Annotated in this window: 20 protein-coding genes; 6 read left to right on the forward strand and 14 right to left on the reverse strand. The window is 62.7% G+C overall.

Annotated elements, in window-relative coordinates; all coding sequences use genetic code 11:
• Positions 1 to 11: 11 nt before the first annotated feature.
• From phoB to GQ59_RS21030, 6 genes are all read right to left on the reverse strand, one after another.
• Positions 12 to 695, reverse strand: coding sequence for a phosphate regulon transcriptional regulator PhoB (gene phoB, locus GQ59_RS21005; RefSeq protein ID WP_037084667.1), 684 nt, complete (start codon positions 693 to 695; stop codon positions 12 to 14).
• A 29-nt stretch (positions 696 to 724) separates the two neighbouring features.
• Entirely contained in the window at positions 725 to 1,438 is a 714-nt protein-coding gene (gene phoU / locus GQ59_RS21010; protein WP_037084669.1) for a phosphate signaling complex protein PhoU, read from the reverse strand.
• Positions 1,439 to 1,483: 45 nt separating this feature from the next.
• Positions 1,484 to 2,299, reverse strand: coding sequence for a phosphate ABC transporter ATP-binding protein PstB (gene pstB, locus GQ59_RS21015; RefSeq protein WP_037084671.1), 816 nt, complete (start codon positions 2,297 to 2,299; stop codon positions 1,484 to 1,486).
• Between the two features lie 13 nt (positions 2,300 to 2,312).
• Positions 2,313 to 3,632, reverse strand: coding sequence for a phosphate ABC transporter permease PstA (gene pstA, locus GQ59_RS21020; RefSeq protein ID WP_037084672.1), 1,320 nt, complete (start codon positions 3,630 to 3,632; stop codon positions 2,313 to 2,315).
• Positions 3,629 to 5,113, reverse strand: coding sequence for a phosphate ABC transporter permease subunit PstC (pstC, locus tag GQ59_RS21025; RefSeq protein WP_037084783.1), 1,485 nt, complete (start codon positions 5,111 to 5,113; stop codon positions 3,629 to 3,631). The genes pstA and pstC overlap by 4 nt, the downstream gene beginning before the upstream one ends.
• 185 nt (positions 5,114 to 5,298) lie before the next feature.
• Complete coding sequence (locus tag GQ59_RS21030) at positions 5,299 to 6,333, reverse strand: substrate-binding domain-containing protein (protein ID WP_037084674.1); 1,035 nt, start codon at positions 6,331 to 6,333, stop codon at positions 5,299 to 5,301.
• Positions 6,334 to 6,806: 473 nt separating this feature from the next.
• Here GQ59_RS21030 and GQ59_RS32380 point away from each other — a divergent pair, with 473 nt between their 5' ends.
• Positions 6,807 to 7,439, forward strand: coding sequence for a hypothetical protein (locus GQ59_RS32380; RefSeq protein ID WP_156376358.1), 633 nt, complete (start codon positions 6,807 to 6,809; stop codon positions 7,437 to 7,439).
• Between the two features lie 114 nt (positions 7,440 to 7,553).
• Here the strand turns inward: GQ59_RS32380 and GQ59_RS21040 are convergent, their stop codons facing one another.
• Positions 7,554 to 8,183: an outer membrane protein gene (locus GQ59_RS21040; RefSeq protein ID WP_037084677.1), complete on the reverse strand. Its 630-nt coding sequence runs from the start codon at positions 8,181 to 8,183 to the stop codon at positions 7,554 to 7,556.
• A gap of 1,276 nt (positions 8,184 to 9,459) precedes the next feature.
• Here GQ59_RS21040 and GQ59_RS21050 point away from each other — a divergent pair.
• Positions 9,460 to 10,380, forward strand: coding sequence for a membrane protein (locus GQ59_RS21050; protein WP_037084680.1), 921 nt, complete (start codon positions 9,460 to 9,462; stop codon positions 10,378 to 10,380).
• Between the two features lie 54 nt (positions 10,381 to 10,434).
• Here the strand turns inward: GQ59_RS21050 and GQ59_RS21055 are convergent, their stop codons facing one another.
• The 3 genes from GQ59_RS21055 to GQ59_RS21065 form a co-directional block, all read right to left on the reverse strand.
• Positions 10,435 to 11,217: a class I SAM-dependent methyltransferase gene (locus GQ59_RS21055; RefSeq protein ID WP_037084681.1), complete on the reverse strand. Its 783-nt coding sequence runs from the start codon at positions 11,215 to 11,217 to the stop codon at positions 10,435 to 10,437.
• 137 nt (positions 11,218 to 11,354) lie between these two features.
• Positions 11,355 to 11,558: a hypothetical protein gene (locus GQ59_RS21060; RefSeq protein WP_152564409.1), complete on the reverse strand. Its 204-nt coding sequence runs from the start codon at positions 11,556 to 11,558 to the stop codon at positions 11,355 to 11,357.
• A gap of 18 nt (positions 11,559 to 11,576) precedes the next feature.
• Positions 11,577 to 12,527: a homocysteine S-methyltransferase family protein gene (locus tag GQ59_RS21065; protein WP_037084684.1), complete on the reverse strand. Its 951-nt coding sequence runs from the start codon at positions 12,525 to 12,527 to the stop codon at positions 11,577 to 11,579.
• 162 nt (positions 12,528 to 12,689) lie between these two features.
• On the opposite strand from GQ59_RS21065, the gene GQ59_RS21070 reads away from it, so the two are divergent.
• On the forward strand, positions 12,690 to 13,385 hold the full coding sequence (locus tag GQ59_RS21070) for a TetR/AcrR family transcriptional regulator (protein WP_244448020.1): 696 nt from the start codon (positions 12,690 to 12,692) through the stop codon (positions 13,383 to 13,385).
• A gap of 6 nt (positions 13,386 to 13,391) precedes the next feature.
• Here GQ59_RS21070 and ftsZ read toward each other — a convergent pair whose 3' ends face one another.
• Positions 13,392 to 14,417, reverse strand: coding sequence for a cell division protein FtsZ (gene ftsZ, locus GQ59_RS21075; protein ID WP_037084685.1), 1,026 nt, complete (start codon positions 14,415 to 14,417; stop codon positions 13,392 to 13,394).
• 218 nt (positions 14,418 to 14,635) lie between these two features.
• On the opposite strand from ftsZ, the gene GQ59_RS21080 reads away from it, so the two are divergent.
• Both GQ59_RS21080 and GQ59_RS21085 read left to right on the forward strand, forming a co-directional pair.
• Positions 14,636 to 14,851, forward strand: coding sequence for a hypothetical protein (locus GQ59_RS21080; protein ID WP_037084687.1), 216 nt, complete (start codon positions 14,636 to 14,638; stop codon positions 14,849 to 14,851).
• A gap of 79 nt (positions 14,852 to 14,930) precedes the next feature.
• Positions 14,931 to 15,932, forward strand: a complete 1,002-nt coding sequence (locus tag GQ59_RS21085) for a ketopantoate reductase family protein (protein WP_037084787.1) — start codon at positions 14,931 to 14,933, stop codon at positions 15,930 to 15,932.
• 95 nt (positions 15,933 to 16,027) lie between these two features.
• Here the strand turns inward: GQ59_RS21085 and GQ59_RS21090 are convergent, their stop codons facing one another.
• Entirely contained in the window at positions 16,028 to 16,969 is a 942-nt protein-coding gene (locus GQ59_RS21090) for an alpha/beta fold hydrolase (protein WP_037084689.1), read from the reverse strand.
• A 332-nt stretch (positions 16,970 to 17,301) separates the two neighbouring features.
• Here GQ59_RS21090 and GQ59_RS21095 point away from each other — a divergent pair, with 332 nt between their 5' ends.
• Positions 17,302 to 17,616, forward strand: coding sequence for a DUF1883 domain-containing protein (locus GQ59_RS21095; RefSeq protein WP_037084690.1), 315 nt, complete (start codon positions 17,302 to 17,304; stop codon positions 17,614 to 17,616).
• A gap of 17 nt (positions 17,617 to 17,633) precedes the next feature.
• Here the strand turns inward: GQ59_RS21095 and GQ59_RS21100 are convergent, their stop codons facing one another.
• Together GQ59_RS21100 and GQ59_RS21105 are read right to left on the reverse strand one after the other, a co-directional pair.
• Positions 17,634 to 18,950: a replication-associated recombination protein A gene (locus GQ59_RS21100; protein WP_037084691.1), complete on the reverse strand. Its 1,317-nt coding sequence runs from the start codon at positions 18,948 to 18,950 to the stop codon at positions 17,634 to 17,636.
• Positions 18,947 to 20,347, reverse strand: coding sequence for a DegQ family serine endoprotease (locus GQ59_RS21105; protein WP_037084692.1), 1,401 nt, complete (start codon positions 20,345 to 20,347; stop codon positions 18,947 to 18,949). Before GQ59_RS21105 ends, GQ59_RS21100 begins: the two co-directional genes overlap by 4 nt.
• Positions 20,348 to 20,417: the final 70 nt, after the last annotated feature.

Consider the following 20,417-nt stretch of genomic DNA (forward strand, 5'->3'; position numbering starts at 1 on the left):
GTGGCCACCAACTATGTTTCCATGGAGTATCCGGCACCGCGGACGGTGCGGATGACATCCTGCATGTTGGAGAAGTTGAGTGCCTTGCGAAGTCTTCCCACATGGACATCGACCGTACGCTCGTCGACATAGATGTCATGGCCCCAGACGCCGTCCAGAAGCTGCGAACGGGAGAAGACCCGTCCCGGCGCCGCCATCAGGAATTCGAGCAGGCGGAATTCGGTCGGACCCAGACGCACTTCGCGGCTCTTGCGGTGGACGCGATGGGTTTCCCGATCAAGTTCGATGTCGCCGCAGCGCAGAACGCTGGAGAGCACCTCGGGACGGGCCCGGCGCAGCATCGCCTTGACGCGGGCCATCAGTTCCGGCGTCGAGAAGGGCTTCACCACATAGTCGTCGGCACCGGTGGCGAGGCCGCGAACACGTTCGCTCTCCTCGCCACGGGCCGTCAGCATGATGATCGGCAGGCGCTCCGTTTCCGGGCGCATGCGCAGCCGGCGGCAGAGTTCGATGCCGGAAACGCCGGGCAGCATCCAGTCCAGGATCAGAAGGTCCGGTACCCGCTCCTGAAGCCGAATCTCGGCTTCGTCGCCCCGCAAAACGGTATCGACCTCATAACCCTCGGCTTCCAGATTGTAGCGAAGAAGCACGCTCAGCGCTTCTTCGTCTTCTACGACAGCGATTTTTGGCAGCATTCTTGAGCCTGCTCCGTCAGCATTCCGTCTTATTCGGTGATCGCGCCGAGCGTGTTCGACGAATCGTCCTTCGGACGATCGCCTTCCGGCTGGGCGCCTGTCGTCATGTAGTAGATGGTCTCGGCGATGTTGGTGGCGTGGTCGCCGATACGCTCGATGTTCTTGGCGCAGAACAGAAGATGCGTGCAGGTGGTGATGTTGCGCGGATCCTCCATCATGTAGGTGAGGAGTTCGCGGAACAGCGAGGTGTACATCGCGTCGATTTCCTCGTCGCGGCTGCGGATCGCCTCGGCCTTTTCCGCCGAACGCGTCGCATAGACGTCGAGGACGTCCTTGAGCTGCACGAGAGCGAGATCGGAGAGATGTTCCAGACCTCGGGCGAGCTTGCGCGGAACGCCGGTGCCCTGAACCGCGATGACGCGCTTGGCGGTGTTCTTGCCAAGGTCGCCGACGCGCTCCAGATCGGAGGCAATGCGCAGCGAGCCGACGATCTCGCGAAGGTCGGCTGCAACCGGCTGGCGGCGGGCGATCGTGACGATCGCCTTGTCGCCGATCTCGCGCTCGGCGTGATCGAGGATCACGTCGTCGGAGATGACCTTCTGCGCGAGTGCTGCGTCGGAATTGACGAGCGCCCGCACGGCGTCCGAGCACATCTGCTCGGCGAGGCCGCCCATTTCGGAGATGCGGCGGCTCAGGTATTTCAGTTCGTCGTCATAAGCCGACAGGATATGGGTCGATGCCATCTTCTAGTCCTCAAAATTGATTTTCAGGCGGCACAGTCGGCTGGATCAGCCGAAACGGCCCATGATGTAATCCTGGGTGCGCTGATCGTCGGGATTGGTGAACATCTTGTCGGTGTCGTTCTCCTCGACGAGCTGGCCGAGATGGAACATGGCGGTGCGCTGCGAGACGCGGGCAGCCTGCTGCATCGAGTGCGTCACGATCACGATCGTGTAGTTGGCACGCAGTTCATGGATGAGTTCCTCGACCTTGGCGGTCGCGATCGGGTCGAGCGCCGAGCAGGGTTCGTCCATGAGGATGACTTCAGGCGACACGGCGATCGCGCGGGCGATGCACAGACGCTGCTGCTGGCCGCCGGAAAGCCCGGTGCCGGATTCGTGCAGGCGATCCTTGACTTCGCCCCAGAGGCCGGCGCGCTGCAGGCTCGCCTCGACGATCTGGTCCATGTCGGCCTTGTTCTTGGAAAGGCCGTGGATGCGCGGACCGTAGGAAATGTTCTCGTAGATGGTCTTCGGGAACGGGTTCGGCTTCTGGAACACCATGCCGACGCGGGCGCGAAGTTCCACGACGTCGATGTTATTGTCGTAGATATCGTCCTCGTCGAGGGTGATCTTGCCGGTTACGCGGCAATTCTCGATCGTGTCGTTCATGCGGTTGAGGCAGCGCAGGAAGGTGGACTTGCCGCAGCCGGAAGGACCGATGAGAGCCGTCACAGTGTTTTCGCGGACGTTGAGGTTCACGTCGAAAAGCGCACGCTTTTCGCCGTAATAAACCGAAACGTCCTTGCCGATCATCTTGTGGGAAGCATCGCTCATCTTTTGGTCCAGCGCCTTTTCTACTGCCGATTCTGACATCATATTCATTGTCATACTCCTTCTACCAGCGCCGCTCGAAGCGACGCCGCAAGAGAATTGCGCCAACATTCATTAGGATGAGGAACAGGAGCAGGATGATGATTGCTCCCGAGGTACGTTCGACGAACGCGCGTTCCGCTTCGTTCGCCCACATGTAGATCTGCACCGGCAGCGCCGTCGACGGGTCGAGCGGCGTGGTCGGATAGTTGGCGACGAAGGCCACCATGCCGATCAGGAGCAGCGGCGCGGTTTCGCCGAGTGCGTGGGCCAGGCCGATGATGGTGCCGGTCAGGATGCCCGGCATGGCAAGCGGCAGGACGTGGTGGAAGATCGTCTGCATCTTCGATGCGCCGAGCCCGAGGGCGGCCGCCCGGATCGACGGCGGCACGGCCTTCAATGCCGCGCGGGTCGCGATGATGATCGTCGGCAGCGTCATGAGGGTGAGCACCAGACCGCCGACGAAGGACGCGGAACGCGGCAGGCCCATGAAGTTGACGAAGACCGCCAGACCGAGAAGACCGTAGACGATCGAGGGAACGGCCGCGAGATTGTTGATATTCACCTCGATCAGGTCGGTGAACTTGTTCTTCGGGGCGAACTCCTCGAGATAGATCGAGGCGGCGACGCCGATCGGCAGCGCCAGGACAAGCACGATCAGCATCATGTAGAACGAGCCGATGAGCGCGACGCCGACGCCGGCCGCTTCCGGACGGCTCGATGCGCCGTTGACGAAAATGCCGCTGTTGAAATGCTTGGCAAGCGCTCCGCTGTCGGAAAGCTGCGTCATCCAGCCGAGCTGCTGATCGTTGATCTTGCGGTTTTCCTGGCTGACGTTGAGGTCGATCTGGCCCTTGTAGGCCGAGTCGATATCGCCGGACGCGAGCAGTCTTACCGTCTGCGTCGTGCCGATGATGGCCGGATTGGCGACCACCAGGTCACGCAGCTGAACGCGGACGCCATCCGACAGCATCTGGCTGACTGCGCGGGCTGCGACACGGTCGTCCACGCTGACATTGAGCAGCTTGGCGAGCGCGTTGCGGGCGACGACCGGATAGTTCGCCGTCATCAGCTTCTGCGGATTGGTGGCACGTTCGTTCTGCGGGTCGATGATCTGCTGTGAGAACTCGACCGGCATGGTGATCATGGTCTGCTGGAAGGCGGTGTAACCTTTGGAGACCACCGACCACAGGAGAAGCATCAGGAAGATGATGCCGAAGGAAAGCGCGGCGATGCCATAGGCGCGGAAGCGGCGTTCGGCGGCGTAACGGCCCTTGATGCCGATATCGCGACGGACGGACTTGGCCTTGGGGATGCCGGCGGCGGGAGAAACCACATCGGTCATTCGTACTGCTCCCGGTATTTGCGCACGATATAGAGCGCGTAGATGTTGAGGCAAAGCGTGATGGCGAACAGCGTGATGCCCAGCGCGAAGGCAACCAGGGTCTGCGGCGAGGTGAACTCGAGGTCACCCGTCAGCTGGTTGACGATCTTGACCGTCACGGTCGTCATCGGCTCGAACGGATTGATCTGCAGGCGGGCGGCGACACCGGCCGCAAGCACGACGATCATGGTTTCGCCGACGGCGCGCGATGCGGTCATCAGGAGCGCGCCGACGATGCCCGGCAGAGCAGCCGGCAGGACGACCTTCTTGATGGTTTCCGACCGGGTGGCGCCGAGACCGAGCGAGCCGTCACGCAGGGCACGCGGCACTGCGGTGATGATGTCGTCCGACAGCGAGGAGACATAGGGGATCAGCATGATGCCCATGACGAAACCGGCCGTCAGAACGCTCTGTGCCTGGATGAAGTTGGCATAGTCGCCGGTGACGAGGCCGTTCAGCTGCGAAGAAATGTCGCGAAGGAACGGACCGACCGTCGTCAATGCGAAGAAGCCGTAGACGATGGTCGGAATGCCGGCGAGCACTTCGAGCAGCGGCTTGGCAACCGCGCGGACTTTCGGCGAGGCGTATTCCGACATGTAGATTGCCGAAAAGAGGCCGATCGGAACCGCGAAGAGCATCGCGACGAAACCGATATAGAGCGTGCCGAGCAGCAGCGGGATGAGGCCGAACTGACCTTCGGAGCCACCCGAGCCCGCGGCCGCAAACCGCGGATCCCATACGGTGCCGAAGAAGAATTCCCAGGCGGGAATGGCGGTGAAGAAGTGGGCGGCTTCCGTCAGCATCGATGCGACGATGCCGACCGTGGTCAGAATAGCGATCGAAGAAGCGACGACGAGGCTGCCGAGAACCACTTTTTCCACCCGATTGCGGGCGCGGAAGCGCGGCGCGATCTGGCGGTAAGCGAAGAGGCCGCCTCCGATGGAAGCCCCCAGAACGACGATCGTCATCAGGATACGGCTGACGAAGGTCATCCGGTTCAGTTTGGCAGCGGCCTTGACCATGAAGGGCTGCGGATCGCCCGCAAGCGCAACGCCCTTGGCGCCGAGCGCAGCACGAAGCTCCACCGGGTTGTTCTCGATGCGGGCGATCTCGTCGCCGGTCAGCGCATTCATGCCGCGGGCGATCGAGGTAATCATGCCGTAGCTCAGGCCCTGTTCGGCCTGCGACTGGGTTTTGACCTCTTCGGGAAACGCACCGCGGACCGAGGAGCTGATATACATCGGGCTGGCGACCAGCCAGACAAAAAGAATGACGACGGCCGGCAAGATCGCCCAGACGGCGACAAAAGAACCGTAATATCCAGGCCGCGAATGAAGTTTGGAGGAAATTCCTCCGACCAGTGCCAATGCATACCGGGCACCGGCGACGTAACCGGCTACGCCGATTATCGCCAAAATCAACAATATTAGTGATGTGTTCATCATAATCCCCCGGCGTACCGCCTTCGGCGGCAACCCATCACCGCCCAGCTCCGGTCATCGGAACCGATCGCATCGCCGTCGCGCTTCGCGCAACACCATCGCCGCAAAATCGACGATTTCCTACCGAGGCAAAAGCCTCCGGTCGGAGAGAAACGGCGCCGCCGGAAGCGGCGCCGTTCTTTTGATTACATGGTCTTGCCAGCGGTAAAGTCCTTGCGGGCCTGTTCGCGCTGCGCGTCCGGAGCGGCAACCAGACCGTATTCGATGAGCGGCGAGTCGGGGCCGATCATGTCGTCGGAGAGGAAGAACTCGACGTATTCTTTGAGGCCCGGGACGACGCCCAGGTGAGCCTTCTTGACGTAGAAGAACAGCGGACGGGAAACCGGATAGGTGCCGTCAGCGATCGTTGCCGCGGTCGGCTTGATGCCGCGCATGGTGGCGACCTTCAGCTTGTCGGCGTTGTTTTCGTAGAAAGCGAGGCCGAATACGCCGACACCGGTCTTGTTGGCAGCGATACGAGCGAGCGTCTCGGTGTAGTCGCCGTCGATGTCCACGGCAACGCCGTCCTTGCGAACAGCAACGCAAGCCTTGGTCTGGGCAGCCTTTTCAGCGATTTCCTTGGCGATGACGTCGGTTGCGCCGGAATCCTTGCAGCCTGCGGCAAGAACGTTCAGTTCGAAAACTTCGCGCGTGCCGTGCTTTTCGCCCGGGATGTAGGCAGCGATCGGGCCCTTCGGAAGCGTCGGGTTGATCTCCGACCAGTTCTTGTAGGGGTTGGCGACGAGCTTGCCGTCAACCACGACCTGAGCGGCGAGAGCCTTGTAGATGTCCTTCGGCTCGAGCTTCATCTCGCCGTTGCTGCTGGCAGTCGCGAAAACGATACCGTCGTAACCGATGCGGATTTCCTGGACGTCGGTGACGCCGGCCGCCTTGCAGGCTTCGGCTTCAGACTTGTTGATCGCGCGGGAAGCATTTGCAATGTCGATCGTGGCTTCGCCGACGCCCTTGCAGAATTCCTTAAGGCCAGCGCCCGTGCCGCCCGACTCGACGATCGGGGTCTTGAACTTGGGGAAGGCTTCGCCGAAAGCTTCTGCAACGATCTTCGCATAGGGAAGAACGGTGGAGGAACCGGCAACCTGAACCTGATCGCGAGCCGTTGCGACGCCTGCGGTGGCCAGCAGAATTGCGGCTACGGCGCAGCTTCCTAGATACTTCTTCATGGATTTCTCCCTTGGAATTCGGATTGACGCTTGGGCGTCGGCTACCCTCTATCTGTTGCTCATTACAGTTTTGTGACAGATTTATTTCATTTATGAAAAGGACACGCCCCAGCATTTGCACAGGTTTGCAGCCTCCGCGCCTGCTCCGGCGGAAGGGACAGAATATCGGTTATGACAGCGATATCGGCGAGGGTGGAGATTTCTATCGCCGCAGTTCGTCGAGCGCATCAGGATGGCGTGATCCGGTATCGGTGACATCAAGCCACGACGCGCGGTCAGGCGGGTCATGGGGCAGAAGACGCCCGATGAGACCAAGGTCCCCGCCCCTACCGGACCTTGGTCCCGAAGGCAGGCTCATTGGTCCTACTCCCATGGATTTATATCCGCCGCTGCTCCAGAGTGCACGGCATCTGAAAGCCACGAAGCGCAAAGCAGTTGTGGCTTTGGCAATGCATATCAGGAGATGGGTGAACATGAACAAGGTCCTCAAGAACGGCATCGTCGTGCTTGCGCTCGCCGCCGTGTCCGTCGGCGGCGGTGTAACCGCATTTCCGGACCTCGCCTTGGCCAAGGATGGCAATGGCGGAGGTAATGGGGGCGGCGGTGGAAACGGTGGCGGCGGTGGAAACGGCGGCGGCAATGGCGGTGGCCGCGACAACGTCTCGAACCATGGCAATTCCGGCAAAAGCCGGTCGACTTCGGCCAGTCTCGGCTCCGGCAAGGAGCGGGCGAAGAAGGATGCCGACCGCAAGGTTTCGAACGGAACACCGGCGCAGAAAGCCAAGCCACAGGCCGCAAAAGTGGCGGGCCTCAGCTCCCTGAAGCGCAATTACCACGCCTATCTCAACACCAACGATCCGCGGATGACATCGCTCTCGGCCTACGTGAAGGCCTATGCGCAATACGAACTGACGAACGGCATCGACCCTGCCGCCACCGATCCCGAGCTCGGCGAAGCCGCGCTTCGCGATGCGCTGGAGGATTTCGCGGGCGCGCCGGTGAGCGACGAGGCCTTCGGATGGGCGCAGGACGAGCTTGGAGTGGGGCCGGCGGTCGGCAAGATCGACCAGGTCCGCGACCAGCTCGACACGGACGCGGCTCTCTAAGAACCGCCCTCAAAACCGACAGCGCCGTAGGCCTTCCGGCATACGGCGCCTTGCAGATGGTCGAACCGCAACGATACCCTCTCCGGATCCGTGGGATCCGGAGAGCTTGCGGCACTAGAACTTGTAGTTCACGCCAGCCTTGAGCGTCTGGTCGCGCACGTCGGTCCTCGATGAGACGCCGCCGGAAGTGCTGCGGACATCGTTGGTCATGGTGTAATTGTATTCGACCCGGGCCGACAGGTTGTCGGTGAGCTTCTGCTCGACGCCCGCGCCCAGGATCCAGCCCGGCTTCCAGCCATCCGGACCGGACGTGCCGTTCTTGCCGCCGAAGCTGGTGAGCGCAGCGCCCGCGGTGCCGTAGACGAGCGTCTGGTTGAAGCCGACGCCGGCCTTGGCCTTGGCAGCCACGCGGCCCTTTTCGGTGATCTTGCCGCCCGGTACGCGGCTTTCCACGTTGCCCAGATGCGAGGCTTCGATTTCCGCGCCGACGACGCCGGAATCGAGGTCCATGTTGTAGCCGCCGTGGGCGCCGAGAACGAGGCCCTTGTCGCCATCGAACGGGTTCAGCTTGCGGGATGCCATGCCGAGATCGGCACCGACATAGGCGCCGCCCCAGCCCGCTTTCGGCGCGCCGGCAGGTTCGTTATAGGCCGGCGGTTCGGAATACGGTGCGAGGTCGGCCGCCCAGAGGGGCGTGGCGAAAGATGCGGCGAAGATCGCCAGGGCGAAGGGCTTCTTGTTCATGGTCTTGGCTTTACTCCGTACGGCACCTGCGTCGCGAACGCATGCAGGCGGTTACTCAAAAGGTTACGCACCGCTCGGCAGTCACGGTCATCCCAACAAAGCCCCTCAGGCCCGGACCGCCGGCAAGTATCCATTCATTTTTCACGAATTCATAAACACTTCCTTAACTGGCCGGCGACTGCCGCGAACGACGCGATCAACAAGTGTAACAGTCCCGAGATCAGGCTCCCGCGCCATGGCCAGATGAAGCGGCATTGCCACGAATAGGCTCTATACGGGCGCATCGCGGCTGGATCCTCGGGTCATCCTCGGGTTCAACCCGAGGACGAGTATGACGGAGGATAGGGCGGCGCCCACCCAGCGGCGTCATCCTCGGGCTCGACCCGAGGATCTACCCTCCGAACGCAAACCCATCCGGGCACATTCGGCACCTCCCCGTCAGCCCCATCAAACACTTAGCCTCTCTCTCATCCCCGCCCTGCCAACCCGTGCCTACAATCCCCTCGTTCCGTCGCGGATACGCCGGCAGCCGTGCCGGCGAGGCGGGACCGGCGCTGGGTGGCAGGAAACGACGTCAGTCCTTCCATTCGGGGTCCGCGGAAAATGGTCTTCCTCCGGCGACGTGGGACGGGTGAGAAGCTGTCGGACCGACTTCTCGTTTTGTTTTCCATCATGGGGCGCCGGGCGTGCCTGTGAGGCACACAGGGTGATCGGGGCCGCGCCGTGCGGCGTCCGAGGGTTTTTCAAGAACCCGGATGTGCGGCGCAGGTGGAAGACGACGCCGGGCGGCAGTCATGGCCTGCGGCACGTAACCTGAGAGCGTGCATGACGCCCTCTTTAGGAGGGGCACGCAACCGTTCCCACAAACCCCGTCATTATAGAGGGACCGAAGTCGCGGATAATAACCGCCGAACGGGGCGCTGAGAGGTGTCACCTATTACTTACCTTACGAGGCAGCTTTCAGCGCCCCGTCCGATCCATGCTCCAGACCACGGCGAGACATCGCGCGTAAACGACACGGCATGCCCTTCACGCCTCTCCCCTACCGCGCCGAGCACAAACGGCCCCCGAACCAACCCCAGGAGGTGAAAAACGGCAAATATCCCCGCCGCAGGAACCAATGGGCATCCGGCGTGTTGGAAGGGCGCAATCAAGATCAACAAACTGTTATCTTTCAGGAGGTTCACCATGGGACGCGGCATTCTGCTCTGGCTTCTCGGCATTCCACTACCGATCATCATCCTTCTCGTTCTCTTCATGCGTTGAGGAGGCGAACATGCCAATTTCATCCACAGGCTCCGCGATCGCAACTCCGGTGGAGTCGTCAAATTCCGCGATCGCATGGGGGCCGATCATCGGCGGCGCGGTCGCCGCCATCGGCATCAGCCTCATCCTCATCCTTTTCGGTTCCGGCCTCGGCCTCACTATGATCTCTCCCTGGTCGGGTGAAAGCAGTTCGGCCGCAACGGTCGGCATCAGCGCGGCGATCTGGCTGGTGGTGGTGCAATGGCTGTCGGCAGGGCTCGGCGGATATCTGACCGGCCGGCTGCGCACCAAATGGGCCGCCGTCCACACCGACGAGGTGTTCTTCCGCGATACCGCCCACGGCTTCGTCTCCTGGGCCGTCGCAACCGTCTTCGTCGCGGGCTTCCTTGCTTCGTCGCTCGGTTCGCTTGCCGGCGCCGGGGCTCAGGCGGTCGGTTCGGCTGCAGCGACCGCAGGCGTAGCGGGTTCGGCAGCGGCGGCAGCCTCCTCGGAAAATTCGTCCTCGGGCGGCACCGACATGGCAACCTCCTACTTCACCGATGCGCTCCTGCGTCCGCAGCAGGCCCAGGCCCGCGCCCAGAACGACAATACGGCCGCAACCGCAGAAGTGTCGCGCATTCTTCTCAACGGTGCCCTCCAGGGCGGCGTGCCGGAAGACGACAAGGCTTATCTGTCAACCATCGTCGCTTCCCGCACCGGCCTTTCGCCGCAGGATGCCCGCGCCCGCGTCGATGCGGTCCTGAAGCGGATCGAGGACGCCAAGGTCGCCGCCCAGCAGGCCGCGGACGAGGCCCGCAAGGCAGCCGCCACGACGGCGCTGGTCGGCTCGCTGTCGCTGCTGGTCGGCGCGTTCATCTCCTGTGCCGCCGCCGCACTCGGCGGTCGCCAGCGGGACGAGGAGGAAGACCTGCTCGTCGCGACGCGGTACTGATCGCCACGATCATGATCGAGCGGCCGTGTGGAAACGCGGCCGCTCTTTTTCGTCTCAAGGCTTGCCGGCGCGGATATGCAGGAAGATCGGCGCAACGCGGGTATCAGCGACGACCGGTTCGGCCAGCGCCAGTTCTTCCGACGCCATCGGCTCGCCAAACGCCTCAATGACCAGCCCCGCCTCGACGATCATCGAAACCCAGGTGGTCAGCGTCCGGTGGAAACGCGGCACCGAAAAGGGCGTCAGCCCGGCCCGCTCCTCGGCGGGGATTTCGGAAAACAGCCAGCGCTCGATGCGATCCGTCTCATCGAAATAGTCGGCCACCTGCACGGCCACCGCCTCGCCCGTCTCATCGCGGATATTCTTGCGCGTCGGCGGCACGAAGCAGGGATGCAGGATCGAGAACTGCAGGAAACCACCGGGCTTCAGGACACGATAAACGCCCTTCAGCACCTCGCGCTGGTCGGCCATGTCCATCATCGACATGAAGGCGGTGACGAAATCGAAGCTCTCGTCCGGAAAGTCGATCCCCTGCCCGTCGCCGAGCACGTAAGTGATGCCGAGCGGCTCGCTCTCCTCGGTTTCGCGGGCATAGCGGATGAAGGTCGGAGCGATATCGAGGCCGGTCATCTCTGCCCCGCGCCGGGCGACGTCGCGGGTATTGGTGCCTTCGCCGCAGCCGAGATCGAGGCCCTTCAATCCGGCAACCGGCGGCAGCATGTCGAGAAAGGCCGGCGTGTTCAGCGCATCCCGATATTTGTCGTAACCGGCCCGTGAATAGATCGTCCAGGTCTCGGCATTGCTCTCCCAATGGGCGCCGACAACAGTCGCATCCATGCTCGTCTCCTCTCAATCGTCGGTTGGGGGGCGAGCTATATCCGCGACCGATGACAAAGGGAAGACGGCGAAAGCAAAAGAAAAACCTTCCGGCAGCACAACCGCCGGAAGGTTCTGACTGGAACGGTATTCAGGGGTCAGAACCCCGGAAAGCGGTTGCGGTGGAAGCGGGACACGTCTTCACGAAATCCGATATCGCGCAGCAATCGCTCGTCGAACATGTGCTCAGCCTTAAGCTTCGCCCGGCCGCGCTCTCCATCGGCGTCAGTCGGCACGACGGGCGAAAAGAGCCAGCGGCCGGAGACCACGAGGATGGCGCCGAGCAATGTCGTTGCAGGCATTCTCCTCCCCTTCCCCGGTCAGGCGGCAGCCGCCGGCAGGCAGGCGTCGCAGATCGCCTGTAGATGCCGGTGATCGGTGCCGCAGCAGCCGCCGAGCACCCGCATCGACGGATAGCTCTGCCGGAGCGAACGGTAGCGGAGCCCAAGGTCGCGCGGATCACCGATATCGAGCTCGGTCGACTCGTCCAGCTCCTGATGGCTCTTGGGCGACGCGTTGGCGCGAATGCCGGCGATCCGCTTCACCCAGGCTTCGCCGCAGACAAGCGCATCCTCGAAATGGCTCGGATGGGCGCAGTTGACCATGTAGTAGGCCGCGTACCCGTCGGTCGCCGCATCGGTCTCTTCGATCGCCGCCTGCAGCGTCTTGTCGTTGACGAGCCTGCCGTCGGTTTCGACCGTGAAGGAAACGACGCAGGGCATGCCGGCACGTTTCGAGGCCCGGACGATGCCGACTGCCTCGCCGATATTGTTCATGGTGATCGCCGAGATCATGTCGGCCTCGCTGTCGGCAAAGGCCTCAGCCTGGAAGGCGTGATAATCCTCGGCCGCCAGCGGCTCCATGTTGCCGTCCTTGTAGCCGTCGCCACGCGGTCCGATGACGCCGTTGAGGATGATCGGGGAGCCCGGCCGTTCCCAAACCTGGCGGAGCTTGGCGATATACTTGACCGCGCGGATGTTGAGCGCCCGCAGCGCCGCCCGGTCGTAACCGAGCTGCGGCCCCCAGTCGGCATTCGCCCGCCAGGTCGGCGTGTCGAGGATGAAGCCGAGGCCCCGCTCACGGGCGATCGCCAGGTAGGCTTCGTAATATTCGGTCAGTTCCTCGCGGCCCCCGGCATCGTCGAGCAGCGGAAAGGCGGCGAAGGCCGGCAGGTCGACGCCGCGCAGGAAGACGAGCGTCGTCTCGAGCCCGCCGTCGGAAAGGAAGTCGCCGCGTTTGAGCTGCGGCAGGTCATGGCGATACTTGGCCATCATCTGTCTCCTGTGGTAAAACATGGCAAGCGGATCCCGGCTTTGCTTCGGTCCGCTCTGGGAATGACCGATTTTTCGCAGATTTCAGTGCGGAGCTTCTAGTAAGCTTGCGGTACAGCCGGGCATATTTTTGAAATTCGCTAGAACTCACGGGAGGTTAGCATGTCTCAACGGACGGGAATGCTTGACGCTGCCGATGCCGGGCAGCGCGAAACTGTACCGGTGGTCAAGTTTTCGGAAACGCGGGAGACACGCAAAGGAGCAGCCACCCGCGACCGCATCCTGGAGATCGCGGAGGCCTCGGTGCTCGCCAAGGGCTTCGCCGCCACCTCGATCGACGAGCTGATCGCCGAAGCCGGCATCACCAAGAGCGGGTTCTTCTACCATTTCCGGGACAAGAACGAGCTGGCGCGCGAGATGCTGCGCCGCTACGTCGCCGAGAACGACCGCATCTTCGACGATATCTTCGGCCGGGCCCGGGAGCTCAACGACGATCCGCTGCAGGCTTTTCTTCTGGGGCTGAAACTGCTGAGCGAACTGGTGCGCGACCTGCCGGGCGGCCATCCGGGCTGCCTGATCGCCTCGGTCTGCTATCAGGAGCGGCTGTTCGACCATGAAGTGCTGACGCTGAACTCGGAGTCGATCCGGTCCTGGAACGCGCGGTTTCTAAGATATATCGAGGAGATCGCCGCCATCTATCCGCCGCGCGAACCGGTCGATCTGGTCGATGTCGCCAACATGGTGTCCTGCGTCATGGACGGGGCGATCATCATGTCGAAGGCGCTCAAGGATCCCGCCCTGCTGGAGCGGCAGGTTCTCGCCTACCGCTCCTATGTCAAATTGCTGTTTTCTAAATAGATGCGATTACTGCAGCGTGCGCTGGTAAGGCTGCATGTCCGCCGGAGTGCCCGGAGCGACCCCCGCTTCGCCGCCATCGAGGCCGGTCGCGACGACCGAAACGCGGAACTTGCCGTCGAGATTGCGGTCGAAGATCGCGCCGACGACGATGTCGGCATCGTCCATGACTTCGTCGCGGATGCGGCTTGCGGCCTCGTCCACCTCGAACAGCGTCATGTCGGAGCCGCCGGAGATCGAGATCAGCACGCCCTTGGCACCCTTCATCGAGATGTCGTCGAGCAGCGGATTGGCGATCGCCGCTTCCGCGGCGAGCAGCGCGCGGCCGTCGCCGGAGGCTTCGCCCGTGCCCATCATCGCCCGGCCCATGCCCTTCATCACCGATTTCACGTCGGCGAAATCGAGGTTGATCAGGCCTTCCTTGACGATCAGGTCGGTAATGCAGCCGACGCCGGCAAACAGCACCTTGTCGGCGGTCATGAATGCGTCGGCAAACGTGGTCTTGGCATCGGCAATGCGGAACAGGTTCTGGTTCGGAATGACTATGACGGTGTCGGCGGCGCGGCGCAGTTCCTCGATGCCGGCATCGGCCGTCTTCATGCGGCGGTTGCCTTCGAAGGTGAACGGCTTGGTGACGACGCCGACCGTCAGGATGCCGGCATTGCGAGCTGCCTGGGCGATGATCGGTGCGGCACCGGTGCCTGTGCCGCCGCCCATGCCGGCCGTCACGAAGCACATGTGCGAGCCGGAGAGATGGTCCATGATCTCGTCGATCGATTCTTCCGCTGCAGCGCGGCCGATCTCCGGCAGCGAGCCGGCACCAAGACCTTCGGTCACGTGGGCGCCGAGCTGGATGCGCCGCGATGCCTTTGACGTTGCGAGAACCTGCGCGTCGGTGTTGGCGGCGATGAAATCGACGCCTTCCAATTCCTCGGCGATCATGTTGTTGATGGCGTTACCGCCGCCGCCGCCGACGCCGATCACGGTGATCTTCGGCCGCATTTCGGTGATCTGGTATTTTTTGGCGTCCGTCATCACAATCTCCTTGGCATCGGCACCCGCCGGCCGGGCGGCCTCGTGGCACCCGAATCACATGTATTTTAGCCCGGCAACAAGGCAGAGGCTTGGCGAAAGAACAAGCTTTAGGCTGCAGAAAGCATCCTGATGAAATTTTCCACAAGTTGGGTGGAACTTTTTCCGCTCACAGCAATTGTGAGGATTCGATCACAAAAGAGAGAGGAGCCCAGCGTATCATGCCTACGTCCGCTGCACGTACGTCCATCGCCCCGCCGGATGAACATATCCTCACCGTTCAGGAGGCTCTCGAACCGCTCTTTCTTGCGCTCGAAGAGGAGGCGGAGATCAAGATGGTTGCCGCTGCCGTCAAGGCCGGTTGGTCCGTGGAGGACGCCGTTGCCGCCATCGACGAGCTTCGCCGGACGGAACTCGTCGCCAGCAGAACTCATTGACCCATCACAAAAACTCGTTCGCCTGACCGTCGGAGATGTCCTAGATCTACCGCATTGCATTTCAGTGTCGGTGAGGATCATGACCATCAGGAATATCTGCGTCTATGGTGCGGGCGCTCTCGGGGGCACGTTTGCGACGAAGATCGCAAGCGGGCTCGGCGCTGAGGCCAATGTCTCCATCGTGGCGCGCGGCGCGCATCTGGCCGCCATTCGCGACAAGGGCCTGACCGTCGAGCAGGGCGGCGATGCCGCGCCACTCCACGCGCGTATCGCCGCCACCAGCGACCCGTCGGAGCTGCCAAAACAGGACCTGATCGTTACCGGTCTCAAGGGACACCAGCTTAGCGACGCCGCCGAAGGCCTTGCCGGCCTTCTCAAGGACGGCGCGCGGGTCATCATGATCCTCAACGGCATTCCCTGGTGGTATTTCCATCGGGATTCCGAAAGCGGGCATGCGGAAAGACAGCTCCCGGAACTCGATCCTGAAGGCAAGCTCTGGCGGCTGGTCGGGCCGGAACGGGTCATCGGCTGCGTCGCCTATCAGGGCGCGGAAGTGACCGAACCCGGCACCATTCGGCTCAACGGCGAGGGCCGCTTTTTCCTCGGCGAACCATCGGGCGAGCTTTCACCGGACCTGGTGTCGATCTGCGAGCTTCTCGGCCGCGCCGGTCTCAACATCATCCCAACCCAGCGTATCCGTGACGAGATCTGGACCAAACTGATGGGCAACGCCGCCTATAACCCCATCAGCGCGCTTACCCGCGGCCGGATGAACAGCATCATGGAAAATCCGGTTCTGGTCGCGCAGGTCGGCAAGGTGATGGCGGAAACCAAGGCTGTCGGCGAGGCGCTTGGCGCGGTCTTCAGCGGCGGCGTCGAGCAACAGCTCGGCCGTTCGGGCGGTTTCGGCCCGGTCAGAACCTCGATGCTGCAGGACCTGCTTGCCGGAAAGGCACTGGAGATCGTTCCGCTGACCGGCATGGTGGTGGCGCTCGGCAAGCTCGCCGGCGTGCCGACCCCGACCTGCGAAACGGTGCTGGCGCTGACGCTGCAGCTCGACCGCGAAAACCTCAGAAACTGATTCAAGTGTTTCCGAAGGGGAATCCGCAGATGCCGGCAAGTGCTTGAAATGGAAGCCATGCCGGCCTTTCGGCCGGCATGGCATTTATTGCGGTTTCACTTCCTGACCTGCTCCGCCCAGTTCGGCGCGTTGCTCTTGCCGTTGAGGAAAGGAAGCACGGTCGGCACCAGGACCGGCGATGCGAATGCTTCGTAGTGGGTCAAATCGGGCAGGATCGCCAGCCGGTTCTTCGGCATGTTCTCCCGCATCCAGCCGGCATCCTTCAGGCCGCCGCCGAGCTTCTGATAAAACTCGACGATATGCTCTGGGCGCACCATGTCGCTGTCGCCGAAGACCAGCATGACCGGCATGGTCAACTTGGCCACCGCATCGGAGAAATCGTAGTCCCGGCGCATCAGATCGCCCATCGCATCGAGGAGCCGCGGGAATTCGGAGACATCCGGTGCCACGGCCTTGTAGGAGATGAACATCGGCGTGTCCTTCATCATCTCGGCCATGGCACCGGTGACGGCCTCCTGCTGCGGGATCATTTCCGGAAAGAAGCCGCGCCTGGCAAACGGTGCCGAGGCGATGACGAGCCGCCGCACCTTTTCAGGCGCCTGAGCGGCCATCTGCAGCGCGATGCCGCCGCCCATGGAATAACCGAGCACATCGACCTGGCGGTAGCCGAGTTCGGAGACGATCCTGCCCATGTCGGCGCCCATGGCTTCCAGGCTGATCGGACGCTTGCCGAGCGGGGTGCGGCCGTGGCCCTGGAGATCGACGGCGATGACCTGGCGGTGCTCCGTCAACGACGGCATGATCGGGGCGAACATGTCGATGGAGCCGAGACCCCCATGGAGCAGCAGGAGCGGTTCGCCTTCCCCGCGGATCTCGTAATAATAGCTGATGCCGCCGGCCTCGACGCGGCCCTTCTTCGACGGCTCGACGGCCGCCGCCTGCGGTGCGGCCGATTTCGGCTCCTGCGCTTCGGCGAATGCCGGAATAAACGATGCGGCAAAGGCTGCAATTGCGGTGGCGATTATCCTGATCGACATGACGTCCTCCTCGGGAATTTGCTTGGGGGTGATGCCCCAAGGACGGAGAGGACGAGCCCGGGCCTACAATCCATGCCAAAAATTCTTCGCCCAAAGAAAATCCCGCCGCGGGGAGACGGCGGGACAGGCAGATTGGAGGTCAAAATATTATTTTTGTACGGCGGCTGCAGGGGACGAAAGCCGCCTGATTGTCTTCTGCTCGGCATGGGGACCGTGCCGGCTGAAGCTGGTCTTCAGAAACTAAACACACAGCTAGCCGTTATGTTCCACCATTCGTTAACGACATATCGTTAAGATTGATGAACTTCTATGCTGGCACCAATGAGGCAGGAATGGCCGTACCGAATTTCCGCTTTACCCACTACGATCTGAAACCGCAACGCGCGGGGACGACGATCGAGGTGACGTTGAATGCGGTCAACAACGTGCGCCTGATGAACGCCGCCAACTTCCAGCGTTTTACGGAGCTTCTCGATTTCAAATATGTCGGCGGCATCGCCAAGCGGTCCCCCATTCGCCTGGTGATCCCGGAGGCCGGCCACTGGCACGTCATCGTCGACATGGAAGGCCATCACGGGCTGGCTGAATCCTCCGTCCGGCTGATCGGGGCGCCGGCCAACGTCGTGGCCCAGAAACAGGCCTCCTGATCGGTTTCAGAAGAGGATCACTTCGGGTTTCGTTCCTTGCGAAGCTTGGCCCACCAGTCGAGCCGCTTGCGGATGTCACGCTCGAAACCGCGCTCCGGCGGATCGTAGAACGTCTGCCGCCCCATCTTTTCCGGAAAATAATCCTGGCCTGAAAAGGCATCCGGCTCGTCGTGGTCGTAGCGATAACCGTCGCCATAGCCCTCGCCCTTCATCAGCTTGGTCGGGGCATTGAGGATGTGCTTGGGCGGCAGGAGCGAGCCGTTTTCCTTGGCGGCCCGAGTGGCCGCCTTGAAGGCCATGTAGACCGCGTTGGATTTCGGCGCGGTCGCCAGATACACGCAGGCCTGGGCGAAAGCCAGCTCACCTTCCGGCGAACCGAGATAGTCATAGGCATCCTTGGCGGCATTGCAGACGACCAGCGCCTGCGGATCGGCAAGGCCGATATCCTCGACCGCCATGCGCACCAGCCGGCGGCCGAGATAAAGCGGGTCCTCGCCGGCATCGAACATCCGCGCCAGATAATAGAGCGCCGCGTCCGGATCGGAGCCGCGCACCGACTTGTGGAGCGCCGAGATCAGATTGTAATGGCCGTCCTGCGCCTTGTCGTAGACCGGGGCGCGGCGCTGGACGATCTGGGTGAGGCCCGTCGTATCGAAGACCTCCCCTTCCCTTGCGGCGCGCCAGACCTCCTCGGCGAGCGTCAGCACGGCGCGGCCATCGCCATCCGCCATGCGGATAAGGCTGGCGCGGGCGTCCTCGTCGAGCGGCAGCGGCTTGCCTTCGGCCTGTTCGGCGCGGGTGAGAAGCTCGCTCAGGCTTTCCTCGTCATGGCTGCGGAAGGTCAGCACCCGGGCACGCGACAGGAGAGCGGCGTTGAGTTCGAAGCTCGGGTTCTCGGTGGTGGCGCCGACCAGGATGACGGTGCCATCCTCCATGACGGGCAGGAAACTATCCTGCTGGGCGCGGTTGAAACGATGGATCTCGTCGACGAAGAGCAGCGTCTGGCGGCCGTCCATGCGGCGCAGGCGTGCGGTCTCGAAAACCTTCTTCAAGTCGGCAACGCCGGAAAAGATCGCCGAGATCTGTTCGAAGGCGAGCCCCGCCTCGCCGGACAGCAGCCGTGCCACCGTGGTCTTGCCTGTGCCGGGCGGACCCCAGAAGATCATCGAGCCTAGCGAGCCGCTATCGATCATCCGCCGCAGCGCGCCATCCTCGCCTGTCAGGTGCGGCTGTCCGGTGACTTCGGCAAGCGACTTCGGCCGCAAGCGGTCGGCAAGCGGCCGCCGGTTGGCGACCTCTTCCGGAACCTTCGGCGCGAAGAGATCACCGCTCATCGGAAGAACTGCCTGATACGCTGCCCACCACGCTCGATCTCCACCCGCCAGAAGCCCGGATCGTCGCCGAGCATGGTTTCCATGCCCTTGGTGCTGGTGACGGCAGTGCCGTTCAGGGAGATCAGGATGTCCTTCGGCTCGAAACCGAGGCGGGCGGCGGGAGAGTTGCGCGTCACGTCGGTCACGACCACGCCGGTCTTTTCAGCCGGGATGCGCAGCTCGGTCGCGAGCTTCGGCGACAGGTTGGCAACGCGAAGGCCGGCAAACGGATTGCGCCCCTCGATCAGCCGCTCGTCGCGCGGCGTTGTTTCCGGGGCGGTGTTGAGCGCCAGGTTCACCTGCCGCTGGCCATCGGCGGTCTGGACAGTCAGCACCGCCTGCCTGCCGAGGCCGGCGGTCGTCAGCCGGTAACCGAGAGCATCGGGATGCTCGACCGAAATGCCGTTGACGGCGGTCACCACTTCGCCGGGCTTCAGGCCTGCCTTGTCCGCCGGTCCACTCTCGACAACGCGTGTCACCAGCGCGCCGCGGGCAGTCTTGAGGCCGAGCGCCTCGGCCACATCTGAGTTGACCGCATCGAAGCTCGCGCCGACGAAGGGGCGTTCGAAGCTCGTCTTGCCTGCGGCAGCCGCCGCCAGGAAGACTTTCACGAGATTGGCCGGGATCGCGAAACCGATACCGTTCGAACCGCCGCCGCGCGAAAAGATCGCGGTGTTGATGCCGATCAGCTCACCATTCATGTTCATCAGCGCGCCGCCGGAATTGCCCGGATTGATCGAGGCGTCGGTCTGGATAAAGAAGCCGAAATCGCCCGTGGTGACCTGGTTGCGGGCCAGTGCGGAGACGATGCCGCTGGTCACCGTCTGGCCGACGCCGAACGGGTTGCCGATCGCAAGCACCAGGTCGCCTACTTCGGTTCGATCGGAATCACCGATGGCGAGAACCGGAAAATGCTCCTTCGACTTGATGCGCAGCACGGCCAAGTCGATGCTCGCGTCCTTCAGCACCACGTCGCACGGAAATTCGCGGCCGTCGGCGAGCGCGATCTTGATGTCGTCGGCGCCTTCGATGACGTGGTTGTTGGTGACGACGAGGCCGTCTGCCGCAAGGATGACGCCGGAACCCAGCGACGACTGCTTTTCCGAGCGGTTCGGCATGCGCTGGCCGAAGAACTGTTCGAAGAAGGGGTCCCCCGCAAACGGATTGAGGCGCTGCACGACGCGCTCGGCATAAACGTTGACGACGGCACCGGCCGTCTGCTTGACCAGCGGTGAGAAGGAGAGCTGCATTTCCTGGCGGCTCTGCGGCACCGCCTTTTCCTGAGCGCGCGCCGCGACCGGCATCAGGAGAGCGAGAGCGAGAAGGCCAGTCGACACGCGTTTCAGCATGGTCAGCATGTAAGTCCTCATTTTCAGAAAATCCGGATCGATTTGTAGCGCGGGACGCTAGAAAGGAAAGGTGGCGGAA

The sequence above is a fragment of the Neorhizobium vignae genome (genome assembly GCF_000732195.1).
Classification (GTDB): Bacteria; Pseudomonadota; Alphaproteobacteria; order Rhizobiales; family Rhizobiaceae; genus Neorhizobium; species Neorhizobium vignae.

What these genes read in the sequence shown, in the direction of transcription:
- GQ59_RS21100 (WP_037084691.1), bottom strand. Translation starts at nt 18,950, where the DNA reads ATGAGCGGTGATCTCTTCGCGCCGAAGGTTCCGGAAGAGGTCGCCAAC.
- GQ59_RS21050 (WP_037084680.1), top strand. Translation starts at nt 9,460, where the DNA reads ATGCCAATTTCATCCACAGGCTCCGCGATCGCAACTCCGGTGGAGTCG.
- GQ59_RS21060 (WP_152564409.1), bottom strand. Translation starts at nt 11,558, where the DNA reads ATGCCTGCAACGACATTGCTCGGCGCCATCCTCGTGGTCTCCGGCCGC.
- GQ59_RS21095 (WP_037084690.1), top strand. Translation starts at nt 17,302, where the DNA reads ATGGCCGTACCGAATTTCCGCTTTACCCACTACGATCTGAAACCGCAA.
- phoB (WP_037084667.1), bottom strand. Translation starts at nt 695, where the DNA reads ATGCTGCCAAAAATCGCTGTCGTAGAAGACGAAGAAGCGCTGAGCGTG.
- pstC (WP_037084783.1), bottom strand. Translation starts at nt 5,113, where the DNA reads ATGAACACATCACTAATATTGTTGATTTTGGCGATAATCGGCGTAGCC.
- GQ59_RS21105 (WP_037084692.1), bottom strand. Translation starts at nt 20,347, where the DNA reads ATGCTGACCATGCTGAAACGCGTGTCGACTGGCCTTCTCGCTCTCGCT.
- GQ59_RS21040 (WP_037084677.1), bottom strand. Translation starts at nt 8,183, where the DNA reads ATGAACAAGAAGCCCTTCGCCCTGGCGATCTTCGCCGCATCTTTCGCC.
- phoU (WP_037084669.1), bottom strand. Translation starts at nt 1,438, where the DNA reads ATGGCATCGACCCATATCCTGTCGGCTTATGACGACGAACTGAAATAC.
- pstB (WP_037084671.1), bottom strand. Translation starts at nt 2,299, where the DNA reads ATGAATATGATGTCAGAATCGGCAGTAGAAAAGGCGCTGGACCAAAAG.
- ftsZ (WP_037084685.1), bottom strand. Translation starts at nt 14,417, where the DNA reads ATGACGGACGCCAAAAAATACCAGATCACCGAAATGCGGCCGAAGATC.
- GQ59_RS21030 (WP_037084674.1), bottom strand. Translation starts at nt 6,333, where the DNA reads ATGAAGAAGTATCTAGGAAGCTGCGCCGTAGCCGCAATTCTGCTGGCC.
- GQ59_RS21085 (WP_037084787.1), top strand. Translation starts at nt 14,931, where the DNA reads ATGACCATCAGGAATATCTGCGTCTATGGTGCGGGCGCTCTCGGGGGC.
- GQ59_RS32380 (WP_156376358.1), top strand. Translation starts at nt 6,807, where the DNA reads ATGAACAAGGTCCTCAAGAACGGCATCGTCGTGCTTGCGCTCGCCGCC.
- pstA (WP_037084672.1), bottom strand. Translation starts at nt 3,632, where the DNA reads ATGACCGATGTGGTTTCTCCCGCCGCCGGCATCCCCAAGGCCAAGTCC.
- GQ59_RS21055 (WP_037084681.1), bottom strand. Translation starts at nt 11,217, where the DNA reads ATGGATGCGACTGTTGTCGGCGCCCATTGGGAGAGCAATGCCGAGACC.
- GQ59_RS21065 (WP_037084684.1), bottom strand. Translation starts at nt 12,527, where the DNA reads ATGGCCAAGTATCGCCATGACCTGCCGCAGCTCAAACGCGGCGACTTC.
- GQ59_RS21080 (WP_037084687.1), top strand. Translation starts at nt 14,636, where the DNA reads ATGCCTACGTCCGCTGCACGTACGTCCATCGCCCCGCCGGATGAACAT.
- GQ59_RS21070 (WP_244448020.1), top strand. Translation starts at nt 12,690, where the DNA reads ATGTCTCAACGGACGGGAATGCTTGACGCTGCCGATGCCGGGCAGCGC.
- GQ59_RS21090 (WP_037084689.1), bottom strand. Translation starts at nt 16,969, where the DNA reads ATGTCGATCAGGATAATCGCCACCGCAATTGCAGCCTTTGCCGCATCG.